The organism is Streptomonospora nanhaiensis (genome assembly GCF_013410565.1).
Lineage (GTDB): Bacteria > Actinomycetota > Actinomycetes > Streptosporangiales > Streptosporangiaceae > Streptomonospora > Streptomonospora nanhaiensis.
Map to the genome: position 1 here is coordinate 3,420,674 of NZ_JACCFO010000001.1, position 16,609 is coordinate 3,437,282.

Below are 16,609 nucleotides of genomic sequence, written 5' to 3' on the forward strand. Positions count from 1 at the left end.
CGCCCGGGCCGTCCGCGGTGTTCGCGGTGTTCGCGGCAGCGGACCGCCCGCCGCCGCACCGCGCGGGCGCCTACAGGTCGAGCGAGTCGATGTTGTCGGCGTTGCTCTGGGCGTCGGCCGCCATCTGCAGGTTGCCCTCAAGGTAGTAGCCGGTGGCCTTCACGCAGCCGTTGATGGCGGCGGCGGTCTTGAGCACCATGCTCTGCAGGGTCTGGCCGTACTCGGTGACGAACTCCTCCAGCGCCGTGCCGATGGGCCCGCTGGCCGCGGCGGTACCGGCGTCCTCGACGTGGCCGCCGAAGGTCTCGATCTTGGCCACGAGGCCGCCCTCGCCGTCGTCGCCGCCGACATGCCCGCCGACGGTCTGCACGACCTCGTTGACCTGGGGGGCCTCGATGTCCCACGTTGCGCCCATAGCCGTTCGGGTTCCCTTCTGCCCTGCTCCCTGGTCCACCCGCTGCGGGCGGGGCACGGGGTGCGGGATACGTGATCGATCGGTCGGAGGTGGTCAGAGGTGCGGGCGGGGCCGGTGGCCGGCCCCTCACCGGATTAGGCGCCGGCGGCCGCCGCGGGGTTCCCGTCCGGTTCCGGGCGGCGCCCGTCGGCCCGCGGCTGGGCGCCCCGGACCGGGGTGGCGGGCGCCGTGTCGGCGGCGGCCGGGCGCTCGGCGGCCCCGCCGGCGCCGGCGGACTCCCCGCCCGGCCCGAACCGCGCGGGGCGGAAGGACGACGGCGCCCGGGTAGGCCGCTGACCGGAATCGGTCATGGCCAGTTCGGCCCGCGCCACCTGCTCCATGAGGTGGGCGAGGTTTTCGCGGATGGCCGCGGCGTTGTGCCTGACCTGCTGCGACAGCCGCCGGGTGGCGATCCGCAGCCGCGCGTTGGGGTCGGTTTCGGGCGGTGCGGCGGCCGTCTCGGCGTCCGCCGGGGTGTCGTGGCCGTCCTGGCCGTCGGCGGCCTTGGGGGCCGCGGGCTCGGGCCACTCAGCGGGATCCACCAGTTCGAACTTCATGCAGAGTCCCCCCAGTCGTCGTCTCCACAACCGGCAACAACCAACTCCCGCCTGTCATTATCACCCATATAATTGTCCTCCCCGAGGAATTCTTCCGTTATATGGTCCACACGCGGATTGCGGGAACCAGCGATACGGACTGGACGTCCTACCGCAGTAGACGGCAGGTAACCGAGGAGCAGGTGAACAGATGTCACGTTGGGACTTCGGCGATCAGACCCTTACCACCCTGAACCGCAACACCTCGGCCTCCGGTGATCAATTGGCCAGCCTGATCAATCAGCTCATCGACGCCGCCGAACCCCTTTCCGGCCGCTTCAACGGCGCCGGCAAGGCCGCCTTCGACTCCTTCAAGGCGCGCTCGGAGCAGATCACCGCCGACCTCAGCGCCGGGCTGGGCTCCATCAACCAGGGCCAGGGCGGCATCCAGGCCGCCTTCGCGACCGGCAGCCAGACCATGGCCGACGACGCCACCCGCAACATGAGCGCGGCCAACTTCGACGCCGCCAAGTTCCGCACCGCCTGACCCCCGCAGCCGAGGAGACCTCCGGTGACCAACGGACGCAACAGCTACGACATCGGCGCCTCCCAGGAGGCGCAGACCAACATCCAGAACGTGATGTCCCAGCTTGAGGCCATCATCGGCGAGCACGACGTCGACGTCAGCAACGCCATGGCCGACTTCCAGGCCGACGGCGTCTCCGACGAGTACAGCGCCAAGGAACTCAAGTGGCACAACGCGGGCAACGAGGTCCGCGAGATCATCCGCCTCGTGCGCGAGACCCTGGAGACCAACGACGGCACCGCGCAGGAGGCGCTCACCCGCGCCAACGCCGCCGTCCAGGCCATCTGACCCCCCGCCGCGCACCCGCGGCCGCCGCCGCGGCCGCCCCACGCCCCACGGGAGGGGCCCCGTAGGCTGACGGGCGCCCCTCCCGTCCCGTGTGCCCCGCCCCCGCGCGCCGGCCGCCCGCCGCCGCCCCGCCCGCCCGGCCGCCCGGAAAGGAGGCCCGATGGCCCGCGACTACGACAGCCAGCTCCTGGAGTCGGTCGCCGTCCGCCGCAAGCGCCTCCGCGAGGCCGTGCTGTTCGGGCCCCAGCGCACGCGTCGGCGGCTGGACGAGAACGTCGCCAAGATCCTCATCGGCCTGGCGCTGTCGGCCGTCATGTGCGCGGGCAGCATCGGCTGGTCCTTCCTGCAGAACCAGCTCGCCAGCCAGGAGCAGGCCCAGCGCGAGCAGGACCAGGCCGCCTCGCCCCCGCCCGACGTCGCCGCGGCGCCCGTGCCCGCCGACTGGGTCGGGGCCGACGTCACCATGGAGATGCTGCGGGCCGAACTCGACCGCGCCGAGGTCCCGCCCGGCCTCTACGTGCTGCCCGGCGACCCCCGCCCGCCGGCCGGCACCGTCGACAGCTACTACCTCCTCACCGAGAACGAGCGCGGCTTCGCCGCGGGCATCGTGGAGTTCGAGCAGGGCCGCACCGGCGCGGAGTTCGCCACCGAGGACGAGGCCGCCCGCTGGCTCTACAGCGAACTCGTCCTTGTCGACGCCGAACCCCAGACCCTCAGCGCGGCCGAGGAACTGGCCGCCGACCAGCGCACCGCCGAACTCACCCAGCAGATCCAGCAGCAGATCCGCGAGGGCAGCGGCGACTCCGTCCGCCACACCCTGCGGGCCGACACCGTGGTCGACGCCTTCGGCAACGAGAGCGGTTCGCTCCTCTTCCCCGACGGCATGGCCTTCAGCGAGCGCGGCCTGCCCGAGATCAGCCGCGGCGGCGAACCCGCCGCGCCCACCGCCGCGCCCTCGCCCTCGCCCGCCGACGACCTGCGCCCCGCCGACCCCGCCGACCCCTCGCCCCCCGCCGCCGCGAGCCCCTCGGCCTCACCCTCGACCGACCCCGGCGACCAGGCCGCCGCCCAGAACTACCACCGCTACCGCGTGACCCACCCCTTCACCGTCGAGGCCTCGCTGTCCCCCGGCACCGACGGCCACCCCGGCGGCGGCGTCCGGTTCACCGTCGACGCCGGCGGGTTCACCCAGCCGCCCGCGCTGCCGAGCATCCGGTGGCTGCTGGCCAACGGCTACCTCGAACGCGTCGAGGTGACCGACGTCCCCGCCTGACCCCCGCCGGCGCCCGGCGGGACCACGTTCGCCAACCTCCTAGACAAGCGATGGGAAAGGGCCCGATGACCTCCTGGAGCCGCGTGACCCTCGTCGGCGAGAACCGCCGGGTCGACGCCGTTCTCCCCGCTCAGGAGCCGGTCGGCGCGCTGATGCCCGAGGTGCTGCGGCTGCTCGGCGACCGCGTGCACAACCCCGCGCTCCCGATGCACCTGGCCACGGCCTCCGGGGTGCACCTGGACAGCGACACCACCCTGGCCGACCGGGGCATCGCCGACGGCGACGTCCTGCGCCTGGTGCGGGTCGACGAACCCGTGCCCGCACCGGTCGTGCACGAGGTCCCCGACGCCGTCGGCGACGTCCTCGACGGCAACCAGGGCCGGTGGAACCCCACCGCCGCCCGCTGGAGCGCCACCGGCGCCGTCACCGCCCTGGTCCTGGCCCTCTGCGTCCTGCTGTGGCAGGGCACCGGCACCACCACCGGGGCCGCCGTGCTCGCGACCGCCGCCGTGGCACTGCTGGGCCTGGGCTGCGCGGTCGCCGCCACCTGGCGCGAGCCCTTCGGCACCGCGCTGGCCATCGCCGGCGGCGCCGCGGCCGCCTACACCCTGTGGACGGGCACCGCCGCCTTCGGCTGGCCGGGGTGGGTGCTGTGGGGCGGGCTGGCCGCCGTCGCGGCGGCCGTCGTCGCCGCCCTGGGCCTCACCACCGGCCTGGGGCGCGGCGGCGTCATCGGCGGAGCGGTGATCGCCGGATACGCCCTGGTGTGGGCCGGCGGCGCGGCACTGGGCCTGGAACTCTCGCGCATCGCCGCGGTCGTGGCGGTGGCGTGCGTGGTCGTGCTCAGCCTGATCCTGCGGGTCGCCATGGCCCTGTCGGGGCTGACCGTCCTCGACGACCGGCGCGGCTCGGGCTCGCCGGTGGCGCGCGCCGACGTCATGACCGCGCTGGCCGGGGCGCACCGCACCATGACCCTGGCCACGGTCGCCACCGCGGTGTCGGCGGCGGCCGCCGGGCTGTGGCTCACCCGCGACCTCGGCGGCTGGACCGCCGCCCTCGCCGCGCTGCTGGCGATCGTGGTCGCGAGCCGGTCCCGGCTGTTCCCGCTGATCCTGCAGAAGGTCCCGCTGATGGCGGCGGCCCTGCTCATCGTGGTCGCCCTGGCCATGGCCTGGGCCGACACCGGCGGGTGGGCGCTGTGGGCCGCCATGGGGGTGCTGGCCGCGTGCCTGCTCGTCCCCGTCGTGGTGCTCACCGTGGACCAGCCCGAGCACAGCCGGGCGCGGCTGCGGCGCATCGCCAACCGCTTCGAGGCGGTCGCGGTGGTCGTGCTCATCCCGGTGGCGATCGGGTCGCTGGGCACCTACACGCGGCTGATCAACACGTTCTGACGACGAAGGGGGAGGGTCATGCGCGACACCGCGAGGACGGCGGCACCGGGCGGCGGCCGCCACGGCGACTCCCTGCTGCGCCGGGTGGGGCGCGGCGCGGTGTGGCCGTTCCGGCCGCCCGAGGACGTGCTGACCCCCATCGCCCTGGGCCGCGAACTCCAGCGGTCGGTCACCACCGGCCGCCGGATCGTGGTCAGCCGCCCGCGCGGCGGCCCGGCCGAGAGCACCGTCAGCGCGCTGCTGGCGCTCGTCTACGCGCACTACCGCAACGACCGCGTGCTGGCCATGGACCTCGGCCCGGGCACCGGCTCCCTGGCGGCCCGCTTCGGCGGGGGCCACGGCGGGCCGGGTACGGGCCTGGCGGCTCCCGGCATCGAGTCCGACTCCTTCGCGGACGTCGAGCCGTGCCTGGCGCCCGTCCGCGACCGCCTGTGGCTGCTGCCGGGGCTCCAGGAGGTGATCGCCGAGGGCCGCCTGGACGCCCGCACCTACCGCGACAAGGTGCTGGCGCTGACCCGGTTCTTCGGGCTCACCGTCATCGACCGCGCGGCCGACATCTCCGACGACCTCAACCGCGCGGCCCAGGCCAGCGCGCACGCCCACGTGCTCGTGGTGCCGGCCACCCGCGAGGGCGCCGCCGACATCGGGCGCGCCTTCGACTGGATGACCGCCAACGGCGCCGACTCCCTGCCGCGCCGCATCGTGGTGGTGTTCACCGAGCAGGAGCGCGGGCAGGACCGCGCGTTCGACTACCCCGGCTCCGCCGGGATCCTGCGCGGCAGCGGCGCCGAGGTGTTCCGGCTGGCCTACGACCGCCACCTGGCGGGCGGCACCCCCATCGACCCCGCCCGCGTCTCGGCCGCCACCCACGCCACCGCCACGCGTGTGGCCGTGGAGTGCCTGCGCCGGGCCGTGTCCATGTGACCATGGGAACGGCAGACATCGCGCCGGGTGCCGCCCCGGCCCCGCACCGGACCACCGCCGGCCATCGGATGACCGGGCCGACCTCGCGCCGCCCCGCCCGCCAGGAGACCCCCAGCATGCCGAACCGTCCGCATCCGGGAGAACCATCGCAGTCCCCGGCCGATCCCGCGGAGCCCGCCGCGGCGTCGCCGTACTACCCCGAGATCGACCCGCCGCCCCCGCCCTACAGCCGCCTGCCCGAGCCCCCGGCCGGCCCGCCCGCCCCGGAGACACCGCAGGAGCCCACAGCCTGGGGACAGCCACGGCCGCCCGCCCCGGCACGGGGGCGGACCGCGCCCGGCCCGACCGCGCACCCGGGGGAGGCGCCGCCCCACCCCGCGCGGGTGGCGGCTACGGCACCGCCCGCGCCGCACGCCGCGCGGTCACCGCACCCCGACCCCGCCGGACCGGCACCGCGAGCGGAGGCGGCGCGGCCGCCCCAGCCGCAACCGGCGGCCCAGGAGCGGACCCCGCACACGGCGGCCTCCCACCCGCCGAGCCCCACCGGTCCGCAGCACGCGCCCACCGCGGGGCCCGCCCCGCGCCCCGACCCCGCCGAGCCGGCGCCCCGCCCCGGGCAGGCGGCACACCACCACCCGCCGCAGTCCGGGCACCACCCGCAGCGGGCGGGCGCGGGCCACCCCCCGCGGCAGTCGGGCGCGGCGCCCGCGACGCCTTCGGCGTCCGCGCCGGAGCCCGCCACGCCGCCGTCCCGGTCCTGGCGGTCCGACCCCGCCTACCGCCAGACCACCCCGCCCCACGGCTTCGGGCCGCCCGAGGCCGCCACCGGCGCGGACCCCGGTGGCGCACCGGCCGCCGCGCCCGCCAGGGACCACGGCACACCGCCGGCCGGCACCGCCGCCCCGCCCCCGCCGGCGGCCTACCCGCGCACCCCCGCGGCCGCCCACGGCCGACCGGGCCCGGCGCCCGGCACCGCGCCCGAGCCCGCCGCGACACCGACCGCGCCCTCCGCGCCGACGGCACCGGCGCCGCCCGGCCCGTCGGCGGAGCCGAGCACCGGCCCGACCGTCTCCGCCGTGCCCGGCTCGGCCACCGCCCGCGCGTTCATGCAGGGCCCCACCGAGCCGCGGCCCCCGGCGACCCCCGCGTCGGGCCCGCGGCGCCGCTTCCCGCCGCGCGCCCCCAGCGACTACGAGAAACGGCTCCGCGCCCTCCCCGGTGTTCCGGTCGCGTTCCTGCCCCGCCTCCTCTACAAGGCCACCGGCGGCAGGCTCAACCTCTCCGCCGGGCGGAAGGACACCTAGGGCGGGCTGTGCGGTCCGGTTGCCGACGACCGCCGCCCAGGTCGCCTGCCGTCCCGTCAGCGCTCCACGACCCACCCGGCGCCCTCGCGACCGGCCGCCAGGAGAGGTGGCGGCGGGTCCTCCGGTGACGTGGCAGCACCCTTGAGGCGCCCCCGGGGGCCGCGCGTAGGCTGCCGCGGTGCCCACATCCCCCCCTCCCGCCCTCCCCCGCCTCGTCCCCCGCCCCTGACCGCCGCCGCGCCCGTCCGCCGGGGGCGGGCCGCGGCCTCGCCGCCGTGTGCGCGGCCGTGCTCGCCGCGGCGGTGCTCGCGCCCGGCGCGGCCGTCGGCGGCACCGCCGCCCAGGACGGCGCCGGCAGCGGCGGTGCCGAGGTCACGCCCGCCGCGATCGACACCGTGGTGCAGGAGTACCGGGAGGCCCGGGGCGTCCCCGGGGTCGCCGTCGCCGTGACCCGGGGCGGCCGGACCGTGCACGCGGCCGGGTACGGCACCACACCCTCCGGCGAGGCCGTCACCGCCGACACCCCGATGGCCGTGGCCTCGGTCAGCAAGTCCTTCACTGCGGCGGCGGTGCTGCAACTGGTCGAGGCCGGGGAGGTGGACCTCGACCGGCCCGTCGCCGCCTACCTCCCCGAGTTCCGCATGGCCGATCCGCGCGCGTCGCGGATCACGGTGCGCCAACTGCTCGACCAGACCTCCGGCATGTCCGACACCACGTTCCCCGCCTTCACCCGCGAGCAGCCCGACACGCTTCGCGAGGCGGTCGCCGGTATGCGCACCGGACGGCTCGCCGCCGACCCGGGGGCGCGGCACGAATACCACAACCCCAACTTCCAGGTCGCCGCCCGCCTGGTCGAGGTGGTCGCCGACCGGCCGTTCGCCGAACAGCTCACGGCCCAGATCTTCGACCCGCTGGGCATGGACCGCAGCACCACCGCCGACACCGAGCGCGATCTGCCGCCCGACGCGCGCGGCCACCTGCGGATCCTCGGCCGGCCGGTGGCGCTGCCCGAGCCGCCCGCGTTCGGCAACGGATCCGGCGGCGTGATCAGCACCGCGTCGGACATGGCCGCCTGGCTGATCGCCCAGAACAGCGGCGGCCGTGGCCCCGGCGGCGCCCGGATCGCCTCGCCGCAGACCATCGCGCTGATGCACACCCCCTCGCCGAACTCCGGCTCCTACGCCCTGGGCTGGTCCACCGGCGAGACCCCTCGGGCGCGCCCGTCGTCGAGCACGGCGGGGACCTGTTCACCTCCACGGCCTACCAGGCGCTGCTGCCCGCCTCCGGCCACGGTGTCGCGGTGATGGCCAACACCGGCATGGCCCACGGGGACGCGCAGGCCATCGCCCAGGCGCTGATCGCCCTGATCGAGGAGGGGGAGGCACCCCCGGCCCCGGCGGGAACCGCTCTGCTGCTGATGGACGCGGCGTTCCTCGCGCTGGCGCTCGTCGTCGCGGCGGCGGCCTGGCGCGGGGTGCGCCGGTCGCGCCGGTGGGCGCGCCTGCGCGCGGCCCGCCTGCCGTGGGCCGTCGCGCGGCTGCTGCCGCTCGCCCTGCCGCCGCTGCTGCTCGCCGAGGTCCACCGGGTGGTCGGCTTCCTCTACCGGGGCCGCGACGTGGCCTGGGTCCAGGTGTGCTACCTCTACCCCGCGTTCATGGTCCTGCTCGCCGCGACCGCCCTGGCCTGCGTGGCCGTGGCCGCCGCACGTGTCGCCCGCCTGGTGCGGGAGCGTGCGGGCCGGCCCTGACCGCGCGGCCCGGACGGGGGTTCCCGGCGCGGGGGGCGGCGTATATGCTCGGTGCGATCGGCGGTCGTCGGGAAGGAAACGCGGAGAGATCGAAACCCTGGTCGGTGTGTTCCACCCTCTGGGTGGCCATTAGCCCAGGCCGGGCTGCCCGAAAACCCCGCCTCCGCCGCCTTCGCCCTCAGCCCGGTCCGCCTCCTCGCCTACCTCGCGGTCACCGCCATCGGACTTTTCACCTGCGTGTTCGCGGTCGGTTCGGCGCTGATCCTGCTGCGGGTCCTCAACCGGACGGTCGAACGCCGCTGGCCCGGCCTCCGCCCTACCCGGCACCGCGCCCCGGTTCCGGATCCCTGTCCGCCGCCGGCCTACGGCACGCGAAACGACATCCGCCGAAAACACCTAAAGGCATATCGGACGGCGCGAACGCGCCTCTCTTCGGCATTCTGCGCCCAAAGCACACCCCGCTGGGGAAATGCGAAAGAGCATGAAGGCAATTTAATGCGTTGCAGAATTCAGCGCCAGCGCTTGGCCAATGAAGATCTGATACGGAACGCCTGATCAGCAGCGCAGGACACCACCGAAAAACGTTCTGACCTGCACCGATACCAAAAGTCTCGCGCTAGGAGGCGGGCGCGCGGCGCCGCGGCCGACCGGGCCGCACCCGCCCGGATACGAGGGAAAACAGTGCCGCGCCCTCGAATGTCTGTTTTTCTCCGCCGCTCACCCGGGGCGTACCGCGGGATTTCCCGGCGCGCGGCGGGCCGGGCACACGACGGCGGCGCGGTGCACCCGGTGCCCCGCGCCGCTCGACCGCTTTCGCGGGTCCCGCCCGCCGCGGCCGGGACCCGGCCGCCTCAGACCCGCTCGATGATCGTGACGTTGGCCTGGCCGCCACCCTCGCACATCGTCTGCAGGCCGTAGCGCCCGCCGGTGCGGCGCAGCTCGTGCACCAGCTTGGTCATCAGCACCGCGCCGGTGGCGCCCAGCGGGTGCCCCAGGGCGATGGCACCGCCGTTGGGGTTGGTCTTGGCGGGGTCGGCGCCCAGCTCGTCCAGCCAGGCCATGGGCACCGGAGCGAACGCCTCGTTGATCTCGGTGACGTCGATATCGTCGATGCCCAGCCCGGCCTTCTCCAGCGCGATCCGCGTCGCGGGGATGGGCGCCGTGAGCATGTACACGGGGTCGTCGCCGACCAGGGCCAGCTGCACGATCCGCGCCAGCGGGGTCAGGTTGTGCCGCTCGACCGCGCGTTCGGAGGCGATGAGCAGCGCGCCCGCGCCCACCGAGATCTGGCTGGCCACGGCGGCGGTGAGCACCCAGCCCTCGCGCAGCGGGTCCAGCCCGGCCATCTTCTCCAGGGTGGTGTCGGGGCGCACGCCCTCGTCCTGGGTCACCCCGGCCAGCGGGGCGATCTGCTCGGCGAAGTACCCGGCCTGGCGGGCCGCCGCCGCCCGCCGGTGGCTCTCCAGCGCGTAGCGCTCCAGGTCCTCGCGGCTGTAGCCCCACTTCTCGGCCATGAGCTGGGCGCCGCGGAACTGGGAGATCTCCTGGTCGCCGTAGCGCTTGGCCCAGCCCTCGCCGTACACCGACAGGCCGGCGTCCAGCGCGAACTTGACGTTGGAGCCCATGGGCACCATGCCCATGTTCTCCACACCCGAGGCCACCACCAGGTCCTGGGTGCCCGACATGACGCCCTGCGCGGCGAAGTGCACTGCCTGCTGGGAGGACCCGCACTGGCGGTCGATGGTGACGCCGGCGGTGGTCTCGGGCAGCCCGGCCGACAGCCACGCCGTGCGGGCGAGGTCGAGCGCCTGCGGGCCGACCTGGCTCACGCAGCCCATCACGACGTCCTCGACCGCCGCCGGATCCACCCCCGTGCGGTCGACCAGCTCCTTGAGCACGTGGGCGCCCAGGTCGGCCGGGTGCACGCCGGCCAGGGCGCCCTTCTTGGTGCCGACGGGGGTCCGGACGGCCCCGACGATGAATGCCTCAGCCACGGTTCCTCCAGAGGGGCGAGCGCTTCGATGCCTAACCCGAACCATATTCGGTTCGCCCGGCGCGGCAAGTCCTCGGGGCCGCCTTCGCCCTCCCCGCCCTCCCGGACCGGCGCTACAGGTAGCGCGGCCGGCCGGCCTCGCCGGCCAGCGCCGCGTCGTCCTCGTCGCCCAGGGTGCGCCGCGCCACGTCGCGCAGCACCGCGACCAGCTCGGGGTGGTCCTCGGGCGCGTAGTCGGCCAGCGCCGAGCGCAGCGCGTCCTCCTGGGCGGCGAGGAGCCGTCGGGCGGCGTCGCGCCCCCGCGCGCTCAGCGCCCAGTGCGCCGCCGTGCCGTTGAGCAGTCCGGCCCGGCGCAGCTCCTCCTGGACGGGCACCAGGCCCTCAACCGGCCGGTGGCACAGGCGCGCCAGCTCCTCGCCGCTGCTCGACCCGGTGACGGCGAGGTGGCTGAGCACCCAGCACGCCCCGGGCGACAGGTCCAGGCCGGCCGCCGCCGCCAGCCGCTCATACATCCGCCGGGGCCCGGCGCGCCCGGCCTCGCGGTAGGCGGCGGCCTCGACACGCGCCAAGGGCTCGCGCGTGCTGGCCACCGGCGCCACCGCCTCGTGCAGGTCGGGGTGGCCGGTCGTGGTGCGCAGCGGGATCTCCCGCAGCAGCAGGGTCAGCAGGAACGCGGCCGCCGCCACCGGCGCCGCGCACAGGAACACGGTGTCGATGGAGTCGGCGTAGGCGCGCAGGAACTGCGCCTGGGCCGCCGCCGGCAGGGTGTCCAGCACGCGCGGGCTGGTCTCCAGCTGCTCCGTCGACACCCCCGGCGGCAGGGGGATCTCGTCGGCGCGCGCCTGGAGGTTGGCGGCCAGCCGCGCCGAGAAGACCGAGCCGAACACCGCCGTGCCGAACGATCCGCCGATGGAGCGGAAGAAGGTGGCGGTGGAGGTGGCCGCGCCCAGGTCGGCGTAGTCGGCGGCGTTCTGCACCGCCGTCAGCACGACCTGCATGACCAGCCCCAGCCCGCAGCCCAGCAGCAGGAAGTAGCCGCTCATGGCCACCATCGAGGTGTCGGGGCCCAGCGTGGCCAGCAGCAGCAGGGCCGCCGTCACCAGGGCCATGCCCACGATCGGGAAGGGCTTGTAGCGGCCGGTGTGGGAGACCAGCTGGCCGCTGCCGATCGAGGTCACCAGCATGCCCACCACCATGGGCAGCAGGTGCAGCCCCGAGGCCGTGGGCGAGTAGCCGTGCACCACCTGCAGGAACAGCGGCAGGTAGGCCATGGCGCCCATCATCGCGAACCCCACGCACGCCAGCACGGCCACGCCGACGGGCACCACGCGGCCGCGGAACAGGTGCAGCGGCATCACGGGCTCGGCGGCGCGGCGCGCGCTCAGCCACCACCCGGCGCCCAGCAGGAGCGCGGCGGCGGCCAGCCCGATCGTCACCGGCGAGGTCCAGGCGTAGACGCTGCCGCCCCAGGCGCAGACCAGGGTGAGCACCACGGCGGCGCCCGCCAGCAGCGCGGTGCCCGCGTAGTCGATCCGGTGCCGGGTGCGCCGCCCGGTGGCCGGCAGCACGAGCAGCACGGCGGTGAAGGCCAGCGCGCCCAACGGCAGGTTGATGTAGAAGACCCAGCGCCAGGACAGGTGGTCCACGAACAGCCCGCCCAGCAGCGGACCGGCCACACTGGCCACGCCGAAGGACGCCCCGAAGAACCCCTGGTACCGGCCGCGCTCGCGGGGCGGCACCACGTCGCCGACGATCGCCATGGCCAGCGTCATCAGCCCGCCGCCGCCCACGCCCTGCAGCGCGCGGAACAGGATGAGCTGGAGCATCGACTGCGAGGTGCCCGACAGCGCCGATCCGACCAGGAACACCACGATGCAGGCCAGGAACAGCCACTTGCGGCCGAACTGGTCGCCGAGCTTGCCCCACAGCGGCGTGCTGGCCGTGACGGCCAGCAGGTAGGCGGTGATCACCCACGACAGGTGGTTGAGGCCGCCGAGGTCGCCGACGATGGTGGGCAGCGTGGTCGAGACGATCGTCTGGTCCAGCGCGGCGAGCAGCACGGTCAGCAGCAGGGCCGCCATCACCACGGCGGCGCCCGCGCGACCCCGCGGCTCCCGGCGCGGACGGGTGCGGGCTGCGTGCTTGGCTGCCATCGGGTGCTGCCCCCTGCCGGCGCGAAGAACGGGTGGACGACGGTGAACGCAGCAGCAGCCTAAGCAGGGGCGATGCCGGCGGCCGGACGGCCGGGCGCGGCCGGACCCGGACTTTGCGGAAACTTCAGCCGTCCCGGGCCGAGCCGGTCCCCGCCCGGCGCGGGGGCCGGCCGGCGGCGGCCGCGCGCCCGGCTCGGCCGGCGCACGGTCCTGCCGAACCGAACGGGATTCGGTTACGGTGGTGCCGTACGTCACGCACCGGGCGCGCCGCCCGGGCGCGGGTGGGGCCGGCAGCGAAGGAGTGGGCCATGCGGCGGGAGATCTTCGAGACCGACCACGACCTCTACCGGGAGTCGGTGGCCGCGTTCCTCAAGCGCGAGGTGGTGCCCTTCCACGACCGGTGGGAGAAGGACGGCATCGTCCCGCGCGAGGTGTGGACCAAGGCCGGCGAGGTCGGCATCCTCGGCCTGGGCGTGCCCGCCGAGTACGGCGGCTCGGGCACCGACGACTTCCGCTTCAACGCGATCGTCGCCGAGGAGATCTGCCGCGTCGGCGCCAGCGGACTCGGGTTCGGCCTGCAGAACGACGTCATGGCCCCCTACCTGGTGCGGCTGACCACCGAGGAGCAGCGCCGCCGGTGGCTGCCCGGGTTCGCCTCGGGCGAGCTGATCACCGCCATCGCCATGACCGAGCCGGGCGCCGGCAGCGACCTCCAGGGCATCCAGACCACCGCCGTGCGCGACGGCGACCACTACGTGCTCAACGGGCAGAAGACCTTCATCACCAACGGCATCAACGCCGACCTGGTGGTCGTGGTGGCGCGCACCGACCCCGGCGCCGGCGCGCACGGGATCTCCCTGCTGGCCGTGGAGCGCGGCATGCCGGGGTTCGAGCGGGGCCGCAACCTCGACAAGATCGGACTCAAGGCCCAGGACACCGCCGAACTGTCGTTCACCGACGTGCGGGTGCCCGCCGCCAACCTCATCGGACGCGAGAACGCGGGGTTCGTCCACCTCATGACCAACCTGCCGCAGGAGCGGCTGGCGATCGCGGTGTCGGCCACCGCCGGGTCGGAGGCGGTGCTCGACCAGACCATCGAGTACTGCAAGAACCGCACGGCTTTCGGACGCCCGATCAGCAGGTTCCAGAACACCCGTTTCCTGCTGGCTGAACTCGCCACCGAGATCGACCTCGCCCGCACCTACGTGGACCGGGCGATCACCCTGCTCAACCGGGGCGAGCTGACGCCCGAGGACGCCGCCAAGGCGAAGTGGTGGACCACCGAGCTCGCCAACCGGGTCATGGACCGGTGCCTGCAACTGCACGGCGGGTATGGATACATGATGGAATACCCCGTGGCTAAGGCATGGCAGGACGCCCGGATCCAGTCGATCTTCGGTGGCACCACCGAGATCATGAAGGAGATCGTGGGCCGCTCGCTGGGCCTGTAGCCGCACCCCCTGACGGGTCTGGCGAAAGGGTCGGGATCGCTGTGACTGGCGCGTGGGACGGGCTGATCGTCCTCGGTCTCCTGGTCATCCTGCTGGTACTGGGCGTGCGCCGGCTCCGGCGCAGGGTCCACATCCCGTGGGCCACCGGCGGCATCGTCGTGTTCTTCATCTTCGTGGTGCTGATGCTGTGGGCGTGGTCCAACCGCTGACGCCGGGGCGGGGCCGCCCCGGCGGTCACTCCGACTTCAGCGGGACCTCGAACCACACGGCCTTGCCGTCGGGCGTGGGCCGCGACCCCCAGCGGGTGGCGAGCTGGTCGACGAGGTAGAGGCCGCGCCCGCCCTCGTCGTCGGCGCCCGCGCTGCGGATGCGCGGCAGCCGCAGGTCGCGGTCGAACACCTCGACCCACACCGACTCCGCGCCCCGGCGCAGCCGCAGCAGGAACTCGGTGGCCTGCGGCGGCGCGGGCTCCTCGCCCGCCTCCTCCAGCAGGTCCGACCAGTCCTCGTCGAACTCGTCGCCGCCCCCGCCGCCGAGGGCGCCCAGGCCGGGCAGCTCGGCGGAGTCCTTGACGCCGTCGGCGGTGAACTCCCGGCGCACCGGGTGCGGGGTGGCGTGGATGACCACGTTGGTGACGATCTCGGAGACCAGCAGGCAGGCCAGCTCGGCCTGGTCGCGGTCCATGCCCCAGTTCTTGAAGGTGCTGGAGGCCAGGTGCCGGGCGTCGCCGACCGTGGGCGCCTCGGCGATGAACCAGCCCTCCTCCATGGCGAGTTCGCCGGGGTGGGTGCGCACCACCAGCAGGGCGGTGTCGTCGTCGATCTCGCCGGGCACGGCGGTCAGGGCGGTCTCGGCGATCTGGTCGACGTCCTTGTCGGCGACCTCGCGGACCCGCTCGTAGAGGTACTCCATCGACCGGGGGATGTCGACGCTGCCGCCGAGGGGGCGGCGGTCGACCAGGCCGTCGGTGTAGAGCAGCAGGGTGGCCCCGGCCGGGAGTTCGAGGTTGGCCTGGTGGTAGACGGCGTCCTCCAGCCCGCTGCCGCCGCGCGCCCGCACCCCCAGCAGGGTGTCGGAGACCTCCAGCGCGAGCTCCTCGACCTGGCCGTCGTTGATGAGCAGCGGCGCCTGGTGGCCGGCGTTGGCGTAGGACAGCTCCCGCGACCAGGCGTCGTAGACCATGTACAGGCAGCTCACGCTGGGCACCCAGGTGCCGCCGGAGCCGTCGGGGCGGCCGAGTTGGCGCACCCACTCGTCGAGCGCGAGGAGGATGTCGGCGGGCTCGCGGTCGGCCTGGGCGAACGCGCGCAGGGCGGCGCGCATCTGCCCCATGACGGCCGCGGCGTGCGGGCCGCGGCCCTCGACGTCGCCGATCACCAGCCCCACGCGCCCCGCCGACAGCGGGATGACGTCGTAGAAGTCGCCGCCGACCTGGGTCTGGATGCCGTGGCCGTGCGCCTCCAGCGGCTTGGCGGGGACGTAGCGGTGGGCGATGGTGAGGCCGTCGAAGGGCGGGAACTCCCCGCGCGGCAGCAGGCTCTGCTGGAAGGCGAGCGCGGTGCGGCGCTCCTCCTCGAACAGGCGGGCGTTGTCGATGGCCAGCGCCACCCGTGAGGCGAGCGCGCCCACCAGGTCGCGGTCGAAGCCGCCGTAGCGGGTCTTCTGCCGGGGCGACAGGCGCGAGAGGGCGAGCGTGAGCACGCCCAGGAGTTCGCCGCGGGCGCGCAGCGGCGCCGCGATGGCCGAGGTCACCCCCACCTGCTCGGCGACGCGGGCCGAGCGCGCGTCGTCGGTCTCGTAGGCGTAGGCGTAGTCGCTGACGAGCACCGTCTCGAAGCGCCGCATGGCGGTGTAGACGAAGTGGCGGTCGGGGTAGCGGACCTCCTCGCCGACGTCGAACCAGGTGCCCGCGGGCGGGGTCCAGCCCTCGGCGTGCACCGAGACGTGCCGGACGAGGCGGTCGTGGTCGAAGAGGTCGATGAAGCAGTGGTGGGCGAACTGCGGCACCAGGATCTCGGCGACCGCCTTCATGGTGGACCCGAACTCCAGCGAGCCGGCCAGGCGGCTGCCGACGCGGTCGAGCAGGCCGTAGAGGTCCTCGACGCGGCCGCTGCGCAGGGCCTCGTCGGCGAAGACGACGAAGCCGTCCACGGCGCCCGCGGGCGACTTGAGGGGCACGGCGCTGACCCGGATGTGCAGCCAGGCGGAGTCGGCCCGCACGACGGCGAAGGTGCCGTCCCAGGTCTCGCCGCGCAGCACGCGCCGCACGAGCTGGTCGGCGCGGTCGCGGTCGGAGTCCTGGATGCCGAGGTCGGTGAACGACCGGCCCAGGAGGTGGCCGTCGTCGGCGGAGAGCCCGAACATGGCGCGGGCGTAGGGATTGATGTGTCTCAGCCGGCCCGCGCGGTCGGCGACCACCACCGCCGTCTGAGCGTGCTCGAAGACCGCCGCCCCCGTGAAGGCACCATCGTGGCGGAAGTCGTCCCCCCGTTGGTTCATACAGCCGCCA

General features: G+C 74.8%; 15 protein-coding genes. 10 read left to right on the forward strand and 5 right to left on the reverse strand.

The genetic code is table 11. From position 1 onward, the window contains the following. Positions 1-70: 70 nt before the first annotated feature. Both HNR12_RS14825 and HNR12_RS14830 read right to left on the reverse strand, forming a co-directional pair. On the reverse strand, positions 71-415 hold the full coding sequence (locus HNR12_RS14825) for a DUF6507 family protein (RefSeq protein WP_179768042.1): 345 nt from the start codon (positions 413-415) through the stop codon (positions 71-73). Positions 416-549: 134 nt separating this feature from the next. Next, on the reverse strand, positions 550-1,011 hold the full coding sequence (locus tag HNR12_RS14830; RefSeq protein WP_179768043.1) for a hypothetical protein: 462 nt from the start codon (positions 1,009-1,011) through the stop codon (positions 550-552). A 190-nt stretch (positions 1,012-1,201) separates the two neighbouring features. Between HNR12_RS14830 and HNR12_RS14835 the strand changes: the two genes are divergently transcribed. The 8 genes from HNR12_RS14835 to HNR12_RS28490 all read left to right on the forward strand — a co-directional run bounded on the left by HNR12_RS14835 (position 1,202) and on the right by HNR12_RS28490 (position 8,503). Continuing rightward, entirely contained in the window at positions 1,202-1,537 is a 336-nt protein-coding gene (locus HNR12_RS14835) for a hypothetical protein (protein ID WP_179768044.1), read from the forward strand. Between the two features lie 24 nt (positions 1,538-1,561). Then, positions 1,562-1,864, forward strand: coding sequence for a pore-forming ESAT-6 family protein (locus HNR12_RS14840; protein ID WP_179768045.1), 303 nt, complete (start codon positions 1,562-1,564; stop codon positions 1,862-1,864). 160 nt (positions 1,865-2,024) lie between these two features. After that, on the forward strand, positions 2,025-3,137 hold the full coding sequence (locus tag HNR12_RS14845; RefSeq protein ID WP_179768046.1) for a TNT domain-containing protein: 1,113 nt from the start codon (positions 2,025-2,027) through the stop codon (positions 3,135-3,137). A 65-nt stretch (positions 3,138-3,202) separates the two neighbouring features. Continuing rightward, positions 3,203-4,528, forward strand: a complete 1,326-nt coding sequence (gene eccD / locus HNR12_RS14850) for a type VII secretion integral membrane protein EccD (protein ID WP_179768047.1) — start codon at positions 3,203-3,205, stop codon at positions 4,526-4,528. A gap of 18 nt (positions 4,529-4,546) precedes the next feature. Further along, on the forward strand, positions 4,547-5,452 hold the full coding sequence (locus HNR12_RS14855; RefSeq protein ID WP_179768048.1) for a MinD/ParA family ATP-binding protein: 906 nt from the start codon (positions 4,547-4,549) through the stop codon (positions 5,450-5,452). 1,076 nt (positions 5,453-6,528) lie between these two features. Then, a complete protein-coding gene (locus HNR12_RS14860; protein ID WP_179768049.1) occupies positions 6,529-6,756 on the forward strand; it encodes a hypothetical protein in 228 nt (75 codons plus the stop codon). A gap of 275 nt (positions 6,757-7,031) precedes the next feature. Next, positions 7,032-8,060, forward strand: a complete 1,029-nt coding sequence (locus tag HNR12_RS14865; protein ID WP_338119764.1) for a serine hydrolase domain-containing protein — start codon at positions 7,032-7,034, stop codon at positions 8,058-8,060. Then, the gene (locus HNR12_RS28490) at positions 8,057-8,503 is read left to right on the forward strand and encodes a hypothetical protein (RefSeq protein ID WP_246425088.1); all 447 of its coding nucleotides are present in this window, start codon (positions 8,057-8,059) and stop codon (positions 8,501-8,503) included. The genes HNR12_RS14865 and HNR12_RS28490 overlap by 4 nt, the downstream gene beginning before the upstream one ends. A gap of 851 nt (positions 8,504-9,354) precedes the next feature. Here HNR12_RS28490 and HNR12_RS14870 read toward each other — a convergent pair. Further along, complete coding sequence (locus tag HNR12_RS14870; RefSeq protein WP_179768050.1) at positions 9,355-10,497, reverse strand: acetyl-CoA C-acetyltransferase; 1,143 nt, start codon at positions 10,495-10,497, stop codon at positions 9,355-9,357. A 112-nt stretch (positions 10,498-10,609) separates the two neighbouring features. After that, on the reverse strand, positions 10,610-12,649 hold the full coding sequence (locus HNR12_RS14875; RefSeq protein ID WP_179768051.1) for an MDR family MFS transporter: 2,040 nt from the start codon (positions 12,647-12,649) through the stop codon (positions 10,610-10,612). A gap of 308 nt (positions 12,650-12,957) precedes the next feature. On the opposite strand from HNR12_RS14875, the gene HNR12_RS14880 reads away from it, so the two are divergent. Both HNR12_RS14880 and HNR12_RS14885 read left to right on the forward strand, forming a co-directional pair. Next, positions 12,958-14,100 carry an acyl-CoA dehydrogenase family protein gene (locus HNR12_RS14880; RefSeq protein ID WP_179768052.1) on the forward strand — a complete coding sequence of 381 codons (1,143 nt, stop codon included), beginning with the start codon at positions 12,958-12,960 and terminating at the stop codon, positions 14,098-14,100. Positions 14,101-14,141: 41 nt separating this feature from the next. Then, on the forward strand, positions 14,142-14,309 hold the full coding sequence (locus HNR12_RS14885; RefSeq protein WP_179768053.1) for a hypothetical protein: 168 nt from the start codon (positions 14,142-14,144) through the stop codon (positions 14,307-14,309). Positions 14,310-14,334: 25 nt separating this feature from the next. On the opposite strand, the gene HNR12_RS14890 is transcribed toward HNR12_RS14885, so the two are convergent. Beyond that, entirely contained in the window at positions 14,335-16,599 is a 2,265-nt protein-coding gene (locus HNR12_RS14890) for an ATP-binding SpoIIE family protein phosphatase (protein WP_179768054.1), read from the reverse strand. Between the last annotated feature and the right edge of the window lie 10 nt (positions 16,600-16,609).

Bases quoted from the DNA above. Each gene is read 5' to 3' on its own strand.
- HNR12_RS14890 (WP_179768054.1), bottom strand. From the start codon at position 16,599: ATGAACCAACGGGGGGACGACTTCCGCCACGATGGTGCCTTCACGGGG.
- HNR12_RS14855 (WP_179768048.1), top strand. From the start codon at position 4,547: ATGCGCGACACCGCGAGGACGGCGGCACCGGGCGGCGGCCGCCACGGC.
- eccD (WP_179768047.1), top strand. From the start codon at position 3,203: ATGACCTCCTGGAGCCGCGTGACCCTCGTCGGCGAGAACCGCCGGGTC.
- HNR12_RS14835 (WP_179768044.1), top strand. From the start codon at position 1,202: ATGTCACGTTGGGACTTCGGCGATCAGACCCTTACCACCCTGAACCGC.
- HNR12_RS14845 (WP_179768046.1), top strand. From the start codon at position 2,025: ATGGCCCGCGACTACGACAGCCAGCTCCTGGAGTCGGTCGCCGTCCGC.
- HNR12_RS14825 (WP_179768042.1), bottom strand. From the start codon at position 415: ATGGGCGCAACGTGGGACATCGAGGCCCCCCAGGTCAACGAGGTCGTG.
- HNR12_RS14830 (WP_179768043.1), bottom strand. From the start codon at position 1,011: ATGAAGTTCGAACTGGTGGATCCCGCTGAGTGGCCCGAGCCCGCGGCC.
- HNR12_RS14875 (WP_179768051.1), bottom strand. From the start codon at position 12,649: ATGGCAGCCAAGCACGCAGCCCGCACCCGTCCGCGCCGGGAGCCGCGG.
- HNR12_RS14880 (WP_179768052.1), top strand. From the start codon at position 12,958: ATGCGGCGGGAGATCTTCGAGACCGACCACGACCTCTACCGGGAGTCG.